The organism is Streptomyces marincola, from assembly GCF_020410765.1.
GTDB lineage: Bacteria > Actinomycetota > Actinomycetes > Streptomycetales > Streptomycetaceae > Streptomyces > Streptomyces marincola.
This window is the reverse complement of record NZ_CP084541.1, coordinates 1,758,217-1,771,304: the sequence shown is the minus strand read 5'-3', so window position 1 is coordinate 1,771,304 and position 13,088 is coordinate 1,758,217. Positions and strand designations below refer to the sequence as shown.

Genomic DNA, 13,088 nt, shown 5'->3' with positions numbered 1-13,088 from the left:
CGGCCCGTGACCCGGTTGCCGCGGCCCGCGCGCGGCCGGGCGCGGTGCCGGGTGCAATGGCCCCATGAGCGCCACCGACCGCGAGCCCGCCGTCGAGGCCCGCGCGCTCGGTGTGGTGCGGGGCGGGCGGCCGGCGCTGCGCGACCTCGCATTCGCCGTGGCGCGCGGCACCGTGACCGGGCTGCTCGGCCCGTCCGGCTGCGGCAAGTCCACGCTGATGCGGGCGGTCGTCGGCGCGCAGGCGCGCGTGCGGGGCACGTTGCGCGTGCTGGGGGCGCCGGCGGGCAGCGCCGCGCTGCGGCACCGCATCGGCTACCTCACCCAGGCCCCCTCGGTCTACGGCGACCTCACCGTCCGCCAGAACCTCGACTACTGGGCCGCCGTCCTCGGCGTCCGGCGCGCCGAACGGCCGGGACACATCGACGCCGTCCTCGCGGACGTGGACCTCGCCCCGCGGGCGGGCACCCTGGCGGGCCGCCTCTCCGGCGGGCAGCGGGCCCGCGTCTCGCTCGCCGTGGCGCTGCTCGGCGAGCCCGAGCTGCTGGTGCTCGACGAGCCGACGGTGGGCCTCGACCCGGTCCTGCGGCGCGACCTGTGGGCGCTGTTCCACCGGCTCGCGGCCGAACGCGGCGCCACGTTGCTGATCTCCTCGCACGTCATGGACGAGGCCGACCGCTGCGACCGGCTGCTGCTGATGCGCGAGGGCCGCCTCCTCGCCGAGGGAACGCCCCGCGACCTCCGCGCCCGCACCGGCCGCGACTCCGTCGAGGGCGCGTTCCTGCACCTCGTGGAGGCCGACAAGCGGGCGCGGCGGCCGTGAGCGCCGGGCGGACGCTGGCCACCGCGCGCCGCGTGCTGCGGCAACTCGTCCACGACCGGCGCACGGTGGCGCTGCTGCTGCTCGTCCCGCTGTTCCTGCTGACGCTGCTGCGGTACGTCTTCGACGACGACCCGCGGCTGTTCGACCGCGTCGGCGCCTCGCTGCTCGGCATCTTCCCGCTCATCACGCTGTTCCTCGTGACCTCGGTCGCCACCCTGCGCGAACGCGGCTCGGGCACGCTGGAGCGGCTGATGGCGATGCCCCTGGGCAAGGGCGACCTGATCGCCGGCTACGCGCTCGCGTTCGGCGCGTTCGCCCTGCTCCAGGCCGCGCTCGCCACGGCCGTCGCGGTGGGGCCGCTCGGCCTCGACATCGCGGGGTCGCCGTGGCTGCTGCTGGTCATGGCCGAGCTCACCGCGCTGCTCGGCATCGCGATCGGGCTGTTCGTGTCCGCGTTCGCGTCCTCGGAGTTCCAGGCCGTGCAGTTCATGCCCGCGGTGATCATTCCGCAGATCCTGCTGTGCGGGCTGTTCGCCCCGCGCGCGAGCATGCAGCCGGTGCTGGAGAACCTGTCCGACATCCTGCCGATGTCCTACTCGGTGGACGCGATGACCGGCGTGCTGAACGGCACGGGAGTGCCCGACCACTTCACGCGCGACGTCCTGGTCGTCCTCGGCTTCGCGCTCGGCTTCCTCGCGCTCGGCGCGGTCACGCTGCGCCGCCGCACCCCGTGATACGGCCCGCCCGCTCAGGCCGAGAGCGCCGCCGTCGCCAGCAGCCGTTCGGTGTCGGCGGGCCCGATCCGCAGGGCCTCGCCCACGACCGACAGCATCGCCAGCTCCGAGGTCCGGTAGGGCCCGTCCGTCAGCGCGATGCGCGCCCCGTGCAGCAGCAGGCTCTCCCGGCCCGGGCCCGCGAGGTGCGGGGCCAGCGCGGACAGGGCCTGGCGCACCTCGTGCTCGACCTGCTCGGGCCCGCGCGCGCCGAGCGCGGCCCGCAGCGTCAGCAGGCGTTCCTCCGTGCAGTCGGCGAACCCCGCGGCCCGCACCGCCTCCACCGCGCCGCGCCGAACGGGCACGGCCGCGTCCGGGTTGCCCGCCGTCGCGAGCATCGCCAGCGCGACCGTGTGCACCGCGTCCCGCAGCAGCGCCGTCAGCCGCGTGGTCGTCGGCTGCCGCAGCACGGCCAGCGGGAACCGGCCGCGGCAGGCCACGCACTCCACCACGGGCTCCGCCGCGCCCCGCGGCAGCACCGGGAGCCCCAGCAGCATCAGCCGGCGCCGCCCGCTCAACCGCTGGTAGCAGCGGTCCCCGCCGCACGAGGCGCAGAAGAAGTCCCCGTCGTCCTCCACACGCCACGCCGTGCGGACGCCCGCCACTCGGGAGTGCACCACGCCGTACCTCCGTTACCCGCTGGCAACTTTGCCGTGGGCGTGATGTTAACCACACACCGCCGTCCGCGTCAGTAGGGCGGACGTCCCGACCTGGCGGGCCGAGGCGTCACCGCGCCGCGCGGTTGACGGCGGAGACGACCGCCTTGAGCGAGGCGCGCACGAGGTTCGCGTCGATGCCGACGCCCCACAGCACCCGTTCCCCGATCGCGCACTCGATGTACGCGGCGGCCTGCGAGCCGGCGCCCTCGCTCATCGTGTGCTCGACGTAGTCGAGCAGCCGTACCTCCTCGGTGAGCACCCCGGCCCCGGCCAGGGCGTCGAAGAACGCGGCGAGCGGCCCGTTGCCCGTGCCGGTGAGCACGGTGTCCTCGCCGTCCACCACGGCGTCCACGGTCAGCGCGTCCTCGCCCTCGCTCGTCGTGGAGGACTGCGCCCCGCGCAGCGCGACCCGGCCCCAGCCGCTGCCGGGGGCCGGCAGGTACTCGTCCGAGAACACCTCCCAGATCTGCGCCGGTGTGACCTCGCCGCCCTCGGCGTCCGTCTTCTCCTGGATGATGCGGGAGAACTCCACCTGCATCCGGCGCGGCAGGTCGAGGCTGTGGTCGTTCTTCAGCACGTAGGCCACGCCGCCCTTGCCGGACTGCGAGTTGACGCGGATCACCGCCTCGTAGGAGCGGCCGACGTCCTTGGGGTCGATGGGCAGGTAGGGCACGTCCCACACGCCGTCGCCGCCCTCGGCGCCCATCGCCTCGAAGCCCTTCTTGATCGCGTCCTGGTGGGAGCCGGAGAACGCGGTGTACACGAGGTCGCCCACGTACGGGTGGCGCGGGTGCACCCGCATCTGGTTGCAGTACTCCCAGGTGCGGCGGATCTCGTCGATCCGGGAGAAGTCGATCATCGGGTCCACGCCCTGCGAGAACAGGTTCATGCCCAGCGTCACCAGGTCCACGTTCCCGGTGCGCTCGCCCTGCCCGAACAGGCAGCCCTCCACCCGGTCCGCCCCCGCCATCACCGCGAGCTCCGCGGCGGCCACCGCGGTGCCGCGGTCGTTGTGCGGGTGCGCCGACAGGCACACGAACGCCCGGCGCGACAGGTTGCGCGACATCCATTCGAAGCGGTCGGCGTGCGTGGACGGGGTGGACCGCTCGACGGTGGCCGGCAGGTTGAGGATGATCTCGCGGCCCTCCTCCGGCTGCCAGACGTCCATCACGGACTCGCAGACCTCCAGGGCGAAGTCCAGCTCGGTGTCCGTGAAGATCTCCGGGCTGTACTGGTAGCCGAACACCGTCCGGTCGTCCAGCAGCTTCTCTGCGTACTCCAGCACCATCCGCGTGCCGTCGACCGCGATCTGCCGCACCTCCTGGCGCCCGCCCCGGAAGACGACGCGGCGGAACGTCGGCGCCGTCGCGTTGTACAGGTGCACCGTGGCGCGCCTGGCCCCGACCAGCGACTCCACGGTCCGGGCGATCAGCTCCTCGCGGGCCTGCGTCAGCACCGAGATGGTGACGTCGTCGGGGATCGCGTCCTCCTCGATGATGGAGCGCACGAAGTCGAAGTCGGTCTGCCCCGACGAGGGGAACCCGACCTCGATCTCCTTGTAGCCCATCCGCACCAGCAGGTCGAACATGGTGCGCTTGCGCACCGGCGACATCGGGTCGATCAGCGCCTGGTTCCCGTCCCGCAGGTCCGTGGACAGCCAGCGGGGCGCGGCGGTGATCCGGTTGCCCGGCCAGGTGCGGTCGGGGATGTCGACCGCCTCGTACGGGCGGTACTTGTGGATCGGCATGCCGGAGGACCGCTGGGTCACGGTGGCGGCGGTCAACGGGGTCGGCTTGTGCATGACGCGTCTCTCCAAGGGGACGTCGGATCGGGAGCGTTCCGCGGGGAACGCGACGGCCGACGGCAACGCCGAAACTCCGCGGGGAGGGAGTCGGCCGTAGGTGACTACAGACCCTCGCCGCGGCGGCTAAGGAGAAGCATCCCGAAACGCATCGCGCGCCCAGCATAACGCTCCCGGCCCCGCACGCCCCGGTCGTATCACCATCCGAGATGCGCGCGATCCCCCTCACCCCGTGGGTTCCGGCGGGCCGGCGGGCAGCCGCCTGACCGCCAGGACCGCCGTGTCGTCGCCCAGCCGGCCGCGCGTGTGCGCCAGCACCGCGGCCTCGACCAGCCGGACCACCGACCGCGGCGCGCGGTCGTCGCCCGCCCGGGCGAGGTGGTCGGCCAGCGGCAGGAACGCGCCCTCGCGGTCCCGCGCCTCCGTCACCCCGTCCGTCACCAGCAGCAGCGTCTCGTCCCGGCCGAACGGCACCCGGACCACCGGCGGCAGCGCCCCGGTCAGCCCGGCGAGGCCGAGCGGCGCGCCGTCGCCCTCGGGCAGCGCCCGCGGCCCCGAGCGGCCGAGCACCACCGGACCGCCGTGCCCGAAGTTGACCAACTCGATCCACTCCGCGTCCGCGGCGGCGGGAAAGCCCACGAGCACGGCCGTCGCGAACCGCTCGTCGCCCTGCCCGAGCGCGGCCGAGTAGGCGTTGTGCCGCCGCATCCGGCTCTCCAGGCGCCCGGCCACCACGGCCAAGTCGCCCTCGTGGTACGCGGCCTCACGGAACGCGCTCAGCACCGCCGCCGCCGCGTCCACCGCGCTCGTGCCCTTCCCCTGCACATCGCCGAGCAGCACCCGCGCGCCGTGCGGCGACGGCTGCACGTCGAAGAAGTCGCCCCCGACCCGGCCCTCGACGTCCGCGGTCAGGTAGACGCTCGCGGACTCGAGACCGCCCGCGCCGGGCGGGATCGGGCGCAGCACCGCGAGCCGGATCGCGTCGGCCGCGTTCAGCACGCGCTGGACGTGCCCGCGCGCCCGCCCGCGCAGCCAGGAGGCGAACACCGCGAGCGCCGCGCTCGCCACCACGAGCAGGAAGTCCGCCGGGCCCTTCTGGTAGCTGTAGTCCCAGGACTGGTCGAGCGCCGCGTACACGATCACGACCAGCACGCCGAACAGGGCCGTCGCCGCCACCCCGCACAGCGCCGCCGCGATGCCTGGGACCAGCACGATCCAGTTGATCACCCGGAAGTCGCCCGTGCTGTTCCAGTCGCCGACCGCGATGGCGGCCAGCAGAACGGCGGGCAGCAGCCACGAGACGTTCAGGCGGCCAAGGCGCAGCGCCGGCTCGCCGGGGAGCAGGAACCTGCGGAGCCACGCGGTGCGGCGGGGCGTCACGGTCGGTTCCACCCTCCCACCATCGGTGAGCGCGGGCCCGCGCGCCCGCCAGGAGTGGGCCGATCGGGCCATGGGACAGAATGGGCTCCATGAGCCTGTTCCGCGACGACGGCATCGTGCTGCGCACCCAGAAGCTGGGCGAAGCGGACCGGATCATCACACTGCTCACGCGCGGTCACGGCCGCGTGCGCGCGGTCGCGCGCGGCGTGCGGCGCACGAAATCGCGCTTCGGCGCGCGCCTGGAGCCGTTCTCGCACGTCGACGTGCAGTTCTTCGCGCGTGGGAGCGCGCTTATCGGCCGCGGGCTGCCGCTGTGCACCCAGACCGAGACCATCGCGCCGTACGGACGGCACATCGTCGACGACTACGGCCGGTACACGGCGGGCACCGCCATGCTGGAGACGGCGGAGCGGTTCACCGACCACGAGGGGGAGCCGAACGTCCAGCAGTACCTCCTGCTCGTGGGCGGCCTGCGCACCCTGGCCGCGGGGGAGCACGCGCCGGGGCTCGTCATGGACGCGTTCCTGCTGCGTTCGCTGGCCGTCGGCGGGTACGCGCCCAGCTTCGACGACTGCGCCAAGTGCGGCCTCCCCGGGCCGAATCGCTTCTTCTCCGTGGCGGCGGGCGGCTCGGTGTGCACCGACTGCCGCGTGCCGGGCAGCGTGGTGCCATCGGGCGAGGCGCTGCGCCTGCTGGGGGCCTTGCTGACGGGGGACTGGGCGACCGCGGACCGCGCCGAGGCCCGGCACGTGCGCGAGGGCAGCGGGCTGGTCTCGGCCTACCTGCACTGGCATCTGGAGCGGGGGCTGCGCTCCCTGAGGTTCGTCGAGAAGGGCTGACCGGGATACCCTCGGTCACAGGACCGCAACCACTCTTACGGAGTTCCCCTATGACCCGCCGCGCAATGCTGGCGCCCGCTCGGCGTCGCGAGTACCGGGTTCCCGACCCGCACCCGTCCGGTGCGCGTCCTCCCAAGCTGCCCGGCGAGCTGGTGCCCCAGCACGTCGCGATCGTCATGGACGGCAACGGGCGGTGGGCCAAGCAGCGCGGACTGCCGAGGACCGAGGGCCACAAGCTCGGCGAGCAGGTCGTGCTCGACGTGGTCAAGGGCTGCCTCGAACTCGGCGTGAGCAACCTGTCGTTGTACGCCTTCTCCACGGAGAACTGGAAGCGCTCACCGGACGAGGTCCGCTTCCTGATGGGCTTCAACCGCGACGTGATCGACCGGCGCACCGACGAGCTCGACGCGCTCGGCGTGCGCATCCGGTGGGCCGGGCGCGAGCCCAGGCTGTGGAAGTCGGTGGTCCGCAAGCTCCAGGCGGCCGAGGAGCGCACCCGGGACAACGACGCGATGACCCTGTACATGTGCGTCAACTACGGCGGGCGCGCCGAGATCGCGGACGCCGCCGCGCGCCTCGCCGAGGACGTCGCCGCCGGCCGGATATCGCCCGACAAGGTCAACGAGCGGACCCTGTCCCGGTACCTGTACTTCCCGGACATGCCCGACGTCGACCTCTTCCTGCGGCCGTCGGGGGAGCAGCGCACCTCGAACTACCTGATCTGGCAGAGCGCCTACGCGGAGATGGTCTACCAGGACGTCCTGTGGCCCGACTTCGACCGGCGCAACCTGTGGGACGCGTGCGTCGAGTACGCCTCGCGCGACCGCCGCTTCGGCGGGGCCATCCCGAACGAGGCCCCCCGCCCCCCGGCCTCCTGACCCCCGCACCGCCACGCGGCCGGGCCGCCACACCGGCCCGGCCGCGCCATCACACACCAGCGGGCGCGGGTCCGCCGGCCGGTCCTGAGGGGTCCGGGCCCTCCGGCGTCCGCGGAGGCGGCGGAGCGAATGCGGCGCGGATCTCGTCGGCCGCCCTGGGCCGACCGGCGTGCCTCATGACCGTGACCAAACGGTCGATGAACAGGGTGCGCTCCGCGTCTTCCGGCCCGATGCCCGCCTGGTCGAGCAATGCCGCGACGGCTGCGGCAAGCCCTTGCTCGGATGGGGTCAGCCCCTCGGACATCCTGCCCTCCTCGTCATCCGCAGAGATCGCTTCCTGTGGCACCATCGTGAGAAAGCGCTGGAACTCCTCGGGGACCTCGCTGTTGTTGGCAGCGGCCGACAACAGGGCGAGCAGACCGATCAGGTCGACCGTTCCCCGCACTTCCTCGGAGTGGTTCGCCAGCCACCACACGACGGCACTCCCCGGGTCCTTGAGGACGTCGTCGCCGAGGTAGGCGCGCCGTTTGCGCTCGTGCCCGCGTTCCCGCTCCCAGATCTCCTCGTCCTTGCGTACCTGCGCCAGCCGGTCGAGGCGACCGAGGTCCGCCTCGTTGAGCGTCACGAAAATGTTGTAGGCCATGGCCTCCACCTGCCGGGTGGGATCGGGTTCCGCCGAGGCGAGCGCTCCGGCGAGGTGGTGCTGGAGCAGTTCGTGCCGAGCGGGGTGCTCGCTCGCGGAAAGACGGCGGGCGCGTGTCACCACGGCGTCGGCGGCGAGTCCGCCGGGGTCGGCCACGGTCGGCCCAGGAGGCTGCTCGCCCGGCTGCCAGCGCACGGTCGCCGAGAAGAGGAAGTCGTAGTCGATGAGGCGGCTCGGCAGGGGCACATTCTCGACTCTCCTCTCATAGGGGGTGGGCGGTGGCGCGGTCCGGTGAGGCGCCCCCTCCGGCCCCGGCCCGGTGGATGGGCCGGGAACCGCGCCGACCCGGCCGGCGTCCCCGTTCGCCACCGAGCCGCCGCCCGCGGCCAGTACGGTCGCCATCAGTGCTGCGGCGAGGATGCCCCACGACCAGGTCGGCCAGTTCTGGCTCAAACCGGCGATGAGGAACAGCAGGCCGGAGATCACCGAGACGAAGGCCAGCAGAGTCCGAATGTTGCTGCTCATCCCACTGCTCCTGCGGTTTCCTGTGCGATGTCGATCATTTCCTGAAGCCGGCCGATGATCGCCAGGCGCTGCCGGAACTCCTCTGGTGACCGGTACGCCCAGGTCTTGGCCGTGTCGTAGATCTCGGCGAGCCGACGCGCGTCCCGGTCCGCCGCGGTCACGAGGACGTTGAGCACCCGGTCGCTCTCGTGGTGTCCTGAGCAGCCGTCCAGCCACTGTTCTTCGTGGCGCGCCCACTGGGCACGCGGCAGCCGGGCGAAGGCCACGCGCCAACCGGCGGCCAGCTGCGCGGCGAGTCCGAAGCGCGGCCGAATGGCGGCGCCGAGCCACCGGTCGGGATCGGCGAGATGCAGGAACAGGACGGCGTCCAGGTCTTTGCCGTTCGCCTCGGGGCTTTGCACGAGCCGGTCCAGGAGCCAGCGCCAGAGGCGGTCGTCGGTGCGCACCGCGTCCCGCAACGCGTCACGCGCGGCCGTCGTGCCCACGCGGAACTCACTTCGCGCCAAGTGTCGCAACCGCACGAGTGCCTGCTTGGGATGACTGCGCAGGACGACTTCGGCGCAGATCTGGGTCAGCACCGTGCGCCAGCGGCCGGGAAGATGCTGTTGGCGGGACCATTCGTAGATCCGACGTAGGAACCAGGCGCTGGAGGTCTCACTCTGCACCCCCCTGGCCAGGGCATTGGCCGCGTCGGCCATCAATGCCGTTTTCTCCCCGTCCTGAGTCCACTTTGTGGCGGTATGGACGAGATCGCCGAGCCGGCCGGTGCGAATGCACCCCTCGGCGAAGCGGGCGACCAGGTGCTGCCGTTCCTCCTGGTCCGCGTCCACCTTGCGGATGGTGCGTTCCACCCATGTGCGGTATCGCCCGCGCAGGTCAGGGCGGTGGGTCCAGAAGTGGAAGCGCACCGCTTCATCGAAGGCCAGCGCGTCGAAACGAACCCGCCCGTCCCCGTCGAGGCGCGCGGAGATCTCTTTCAGCTCCTCCGCGAGATCGGTGTGTTCGAGCGGCGGTGCCTGCTCGGACGGTTGCTCCATCACCTGGCGCAGGATGCGCGTGGCGGCGAAGACGACATCCCCCGACGCGCCGTGCAGCATCGCGGAGGCGAACAGCAAGGCGCGTGCATTGCCGGTCCGGTGCTCAATGATCTTTTCGAGGGTTTCCGCTTGCCATGGTGTCGAGGCACGGAGGCCCTCTACGCACCATGTGGCGAAGTGCGTCGATCTTCCGCTGTCTCTCGCCGCCTCGATGAGTGCGGCGAGATGCGCGAGCGCGCTCATGGAACGGGTCGCCAGTGCGTTCCTGGGCAGGTGGCGCGCCAGTTCAGGGACCGACCCTCGCAGGCCCGCACGCCCGAGGTGGCGTTGCAGCACCCGGTACTCGTCGGGCCTGCCAAGTCGAACGGCGAGCGGAGGCGCCCCCGAGGGCAGTGCGGTCGCATCGGGCTGCGGGAGCACGACGACGAGCCGGGACCCGAGTGACTCGACGGCGGAGCAGTAGGCGGGCAGCCCGGTGAGGGCGGCGGAAAGCGTCGTCCTGCCGACGCCCGTCAGGTCGAGAAGCACGCTGTCGCCCTTCTCCACCTCGTTGGGATCGAGCGATTGCTCACCCGCTTCCTGCCCCGCTGTGGTCACCTCTGTCAGACGGCCGCCGGGGGGCCGCAGCGCGCGGAGCAGCATGAGTGCGGCCGTCCGCCGACCGGTGCCGTTGTCGCCGACGAGAGTGAGCGCGGGGTGCCGTTCCAGCAGTTCCTGAGCCCGTCCGTACCCGGGTGGTGCGACGAACCGGGCGGTCAGCCAGCGCAGGTACTCCGCCGCCACGGTCGCCGCCGGGCGCCGGTCGGTACTCGGGCCGAGCAGGCCCTCCTTCGACAGGTGGAAAGACACCGAGTAGTAGGCGGCGGCATTGAACTGATCACCGCCGCCGGTGTGCATCGGGCCGCTCGGGTGCTGGATGAACGTGGTGGGGTCGGGAATCACTGAGTGCCGCTCTCCCGGTCACGCCGTCGGCGAGGTGCCGGGCCCCTGTGGTCGCCGCCGAAGAAGGTGTCCCCGCCGCCGGAGAAGTCCTGGCCGCCGTTGAGCTGGACACCGTGCTGGCCCGTGTGAACGGGCCCCGTCGGCCTGTTGAGGACATTCCCGCTGTTGCTCAGCGTCACCTGCTCGGCCTGCATGTCGTGGAACTGACCGCTTGTGCCGTGCACGTCTCCCGCGGTGTTCGAGACCTCGGCCGCCGGCGACCGGTCGTCGGCCCGGCGCGGGGCCCCTTGGCCCGCCTGCCCGGTGGCATCCGCGAGACCGGGCACGTGCGCGGCCACCTCATCGGTGATCCGGCCGAGGTCGATGGCGGCACTCCGGTGATCGAACCGCAGGTACTGGACATCGATCAGGGGCGCGAGTGCCTCCGGCAACTCGTCGCGCTTGAGCCGGCCGCGTTCCCCGACGAGGATCGGGATCACCGGGACACCGCAGGTCAGGGCCTCCTTCAGCTCCCTGTGAATCCAGTCGTCCGCGCGAAGCAGGGCGGGGCCACCGTCCTGGTGGGCGAAGGTCGCCCACTCGGTCCCGATGACGGCGAGCAGGACATCGCTTCGGCGTACGGCACTGAGCAGCTTCCTGGGGAAGAGCTCACCGCCCCGGATGGACGTGCTGTCGAAGAAGACGCGCTCCTTCCCGAGGAGCCGCGCCAGGTGGGAGTGGATGAAGGCCGCGGCTGTCTCCTCGTCTCCCGTGCGGTAGTTGACGAAGACGGCGTAGGAATCGGGCATGGCTGAGCCACCTCTCGGATCGGTGCGAACGAGCGGACGAGCGAACGGCACGAGCCGAAGGCGCGGGTCGTGCCGGTCCGGCTTCGAGGCTCAGGCGGCCGTGCTCAGGGAGGCCGCCAGGCGGGGAGACAGATCCCGGACGGCAGGGTGCCGGTGGAAGCGGGTCAGCACACGGTTGAGGCGTTGGAGATCAGTGGCGACCGTCGCGGAGTTCACCACGTCCGCCGACGCCAGAAGGTCGCCGGTCAGGGCGCAGGCCCGGTCGATCTCGCCCGCGACCGCGTACGACAGGCAACGCCGGGCCCCGTAGCGGGCGTGGGAACGCATGGCGTCCTTCGGCAGGCCCGCCAGCTCCGCGTCGAACGCCTCCGCGGCTTCCCTGGGGCGCCCCAGATCCAGCAGGCACCAGGCTGTGACCATGGCAGCCGGGTCCTTCACATGCCGGCTGCCCAGGGTCTCGTCGCCGCGGTCCGCTGCCTGGTCCAGGAGCACGCGTCCCCGGTCAAGGCTTCGTCGGCACGCGTCGTGGTCTCCGGCCAGGGCGTGCCCCTGAGCTTCCTGAAGGGCCGCGAGTCCGTGCACACGCGGCCCTGCCGGTGCCGCCGCTGCCGCCCGCGACAGCGCGACCGTCTCCGCCGCGTCTCCGCGGTACATGGCGATCAGGGCCCGGCGGACGTCCGCGTAGACGGCCAGTTCGCGGTCGCCGCTGGCGGTGGCGAGGGCGACGGCCTGATTCGTCCAACGCAGAGCGGCGCGCTCGTCCCCGGCCTCCTGGGCCATCCAGCCGGTGAACTCGGAGTAACGCGAGCCCAGGAAGAGCAGCGGTGCACGCAGAGGAGACTTCGCCCGCCCGGCCAAGTCGCGAAGCGTTCGGGTCTGGGCCGCGAGCGCAGGGAGAACCGCTTGTGGCCCGGCGACCTGCCCCAGCCTGCGGAAATGATCGAAGAGCGAACGGAAGATATCGAGTGCGATGCCCTCCTCGGCGGGGGCGGGGTCCGCCGGGCCGACCAGTCCGAGCCCGAGAACCGAGGCGGCACCCACGGACATGGCCTCTCGGCGGCCGATCCCGCGCCCGCGCCCCGTCGCCCCGTCGGCGGCCGTCTTGGCGGGCACGAGAGCGGTCAGCGCGCCATCGGCCCGCAGGGCGGAATCGCAGAGACGGGCGAACTGCGGAGTCGGCTGCTGTCGCCCGTTCTCGACCTTGCTCAAATGGCTTTTGCTGTAGTGCACCTTCCTGGCCAGCTGGGACAGCGTCAGACGGGCACCGACCCGCAGCTTCCGGAGAGCCACGCCGAATTGAGGTGGAATGTCAGGATGTTCACGCACATCGCTGGAAGTCACGAGTGTCAGCGTGTCGGAGCTGTCCCGTCCGGGACAAGGCGCCAACGAGGTTTCCCGTTTCCTCATCGCACTGCGACATTCAGTGGCGAAACGGGCGCGGTGATGGCGGGAAAAGTTCGAACTCAGGTATGCGGAAGGGCAGGGTCTCCGGTGGCACCGGCGTGCTCGACACGGGAGCCTGCCCCGCGGCCAGGAAACGGCGGGTGTGCCGGCTCAGGTGGCGCAGTCGCCGCAGGTGCCGAAGATCTCCACCGTGTGGTCCACGTCACGGAAGCCGTGCTCGCGGGCGATCGTTTCGGCCCACTTCTCCACCGCGGGGCCTTCCACCTCCACGGCCTTGCCGCACGAGCGGCACACCAGGTGGTGGTGGTGGTCGTCGGTGCTGCAACGGCGGTAGACGGCCTCGCCGTCGCTGGTCCGCAGCACGTCGACCTCGCCCGCGTCGGCGAGCGACTGGAGGGTCCGGTAGACGGTCGTCAGGCCGACCGAGTCGCCGCGGTGCTTGAGCATGTCGTGCAGTTCCTGCGCGCTGCGGAACTCGTCGACTTCGGCCAGTGCCGCCGCCACCGCCGCGCGCTGGCGCGTCGACCGGCCGCGAACCGGCGGTTCTGCCGTCCCCACGTCTGGCCTCCCTGTTTCCGGGGTTTCCGAGCTCCATGCCC

General features: G+C 72.2%; 12 protein-coding genes. 4 read left to right on the top strand and 8 right to left on the bottom strand.

From position 1 onward, the window contains the following. Positions 1-64 precede the first annotated feature (64 nt). Positions 65-820: an ABC transporter ATP-binding protein gene (locus LC193_RS07560; protein ID WP_226072763.1), complete on the top strand. Its 756-nt coding sequence runs from the start codon at positions 65-67 to the stop codon at positions 818-820. Further along, entirely contained in the window at positions 817-1,554 is a 738-nt protein-coding gene (locus LC193_RS07555; protein ID WP_226072762.1) for an ABC transporter permease, read from the top strand. The genes LC193_RS07560 and LC193_RS07555 overlap by 4 nt, the downstream gene beginning before the upstream one ends. Before the next feature lie 14 nt (positions 1,555-1,568). Here the strand turns inward: LC193_RS07555 and LC193_RS07550 are convergent, their stop codons facing one another. From LC193_RS07550 to LC193_RS07540, 3 genes are all read right to left on the bottom strand, one after another. Continuing rightward, entirely contained in the window at positions 1,569-2,213 is a 645-nt protein-coding gene (locus LC193_RS07550) for a TerB family tellurite resistance protein (protein WP_226072761.1), read from the bottom strand. 106 nt (positions 2,214-2,319) lie between these two features. After that, positions 2,320-4,053, bottom strand: coding sequence for a 2-isopropylmalate synthase (gene leuA / locus LC193_RS07545; protein WP_226072760.1), 1,734 nt, complete (start codon positions 4,051-4,053; stop codon positions 2,320-2,322). Between the two features lie 225 nt (positions 4,054-4,278). Next, on the bottom strand, positions 4,279-5,445 hold the full coding sequence (locus LC193_RS07540; RefSeq protein WP_226072759.1) for a PP2C family protein-serine/threonine phosphatase: 1,167 nt from the start codon (positions 5,443-5,445) through the stop codon (positions 4,279-4,281). Between the two features lie 77 nt (positions 5,446-5,522). Between LC193_RS07540 and recO the strand changes: the two genes are divergently transcribed. Continuing rightward, positions 5,523-6,272, top strand: coding sequence for a DNA repair protein RecO (recO, locus tag LC193_RS07535; RefSeq protein ID WP_226072758.1), 750 nt, complete (start codon positions 5,523-5,525; stop codon positions 6,270-6,272). A gap of 50 nt (positions 6,273-6,322) precedes the next feature. Then, complete coding sequence (locus LC193_RS07530) at positions 6,323-7,150, top strand: isoprenyl transferase (protein WP_226072757.1); 828 nt, start codon at positions 6,323-6,325, stop codon at positions 7,148-7,150. A 49-nt stretch (positions 7,151-7,199) separates the two neighbouring features. Here the strand turns inward: LC193_RS07530 and LC193_RS07525 are convergent, their stop codons facing one another. The 5 genes from LC193_RS07525 to LC193_RS07505 all read right to left on the bottom strand — a co-directional run bounded on the left by LC193_RS07525 (position 7,200) and on the right by LC193_RS07505 (position 13,047). Then, positions 7,200-8,318, bottom strand: coding sequence for a hypothetical protein (locus LC193_RS07525; RefSeq protein ID WP_226072755.1), 1,119 nt, complete (start codon positions 8,316-8,318; stop codon positions 7,200-7,202). Beyond that, entirely contained in the window at positions 8,315-10,297 is a 1,983-nt protein-coding gene (locus LC193_RS07520; protein WP_226072754.1) for a hypothetical protein, read from the bottom strand. Before LC193_RS07520 ends, LC193_RS07525 begins: the two co-directional genes overlap by 4 nt. Beyond that, entirely contained in the window at positions 10,294-11,085 is a 792-nt protein-coding gene (locus LC193_RS07515; protein ID WP_226072753.1) for a toll/interleukin-1 receptor domain-containing protein, read from the bottom strand. The genes LC193_RS07520 and LC193_RS07515 overlap by 4 nt, the downstream gene beginning before the upstream one ends. A 90-nt stretch (positions 11,086-11,175) precedes the next feature. Continuing rightward, positions 11,176-12,426 (bottom strand): helix-turn-helix domain-containing protein, encoded by a 1,251-nt coding sequence (locus LC193_RS07510; protein WP_226072752.1) that lies wholly within the window; start codon positions 12,424-12,426, stop codon positions 11,176-11,178. A 213-nt stretch (positions 12,427-12,639) separates the two neighbouring features. Continuing rightward, positions 12,640-13,047, bottom strand: coding sequence for a Fur family transcriptional regulator (locus tag LC193_RS07505; RefSeq protein WP_086160723.1), 408 nt, complete (start codon positions 13,045-13,047; stop codon positions 12,640-12,642). Between the last annotated feature and the right edge of the window lie 41 nt (positions 13,048-13,088).

What these genes read in the sequence shown, in the direction of transcription:
- leuA (WP_226072760.1), bottom strand. Translation starts at nt 4,053, where the DNA reads ATGCACAAGCCGACCCCGTTGACCGCCGCCACCGTGACCCAGCGGTCC.
- LC193_RS07530 (WP_226072757.1), top strand. Translation starts at nt 6,323, where the DNA reads ATGACCCGCCGCGCAATGCTGGCGCCCGCTCGGCGTCGCGAGTACCGG.
- LC193_RS07525 (WP_226072755.1), bottom strand. Translation starts at nt 8,318, where the DNA reads ATGAGCAGCAACATTCGGACTCTGCTGGCCTTCGTCTCGGTGATCTCC.
- LC193_RS07560 (WP_226072763.1), top strand. Translation starts at nt 65, where the DNA reads ATGAGCGCCACCGACCGCGAGCCCGCCGTCGAGGCCCGCGCGCTCGGT.
- LC193_RS07515 (WP_226072753.1), bottom strand. Translation starts at nt 11,085, where the DNA reads ATGCCCGATTCCTACGCCGTCTTCGTCAACTACCGCACGGGAGACGAG.
- recO (WP_226072758.1), top strand. Translation starts at nt 5,523, where the DNA reads ATGAGCCTGTTCCGCGACGACGGCATCGTGCTGCGCACCCAGAAGCTG.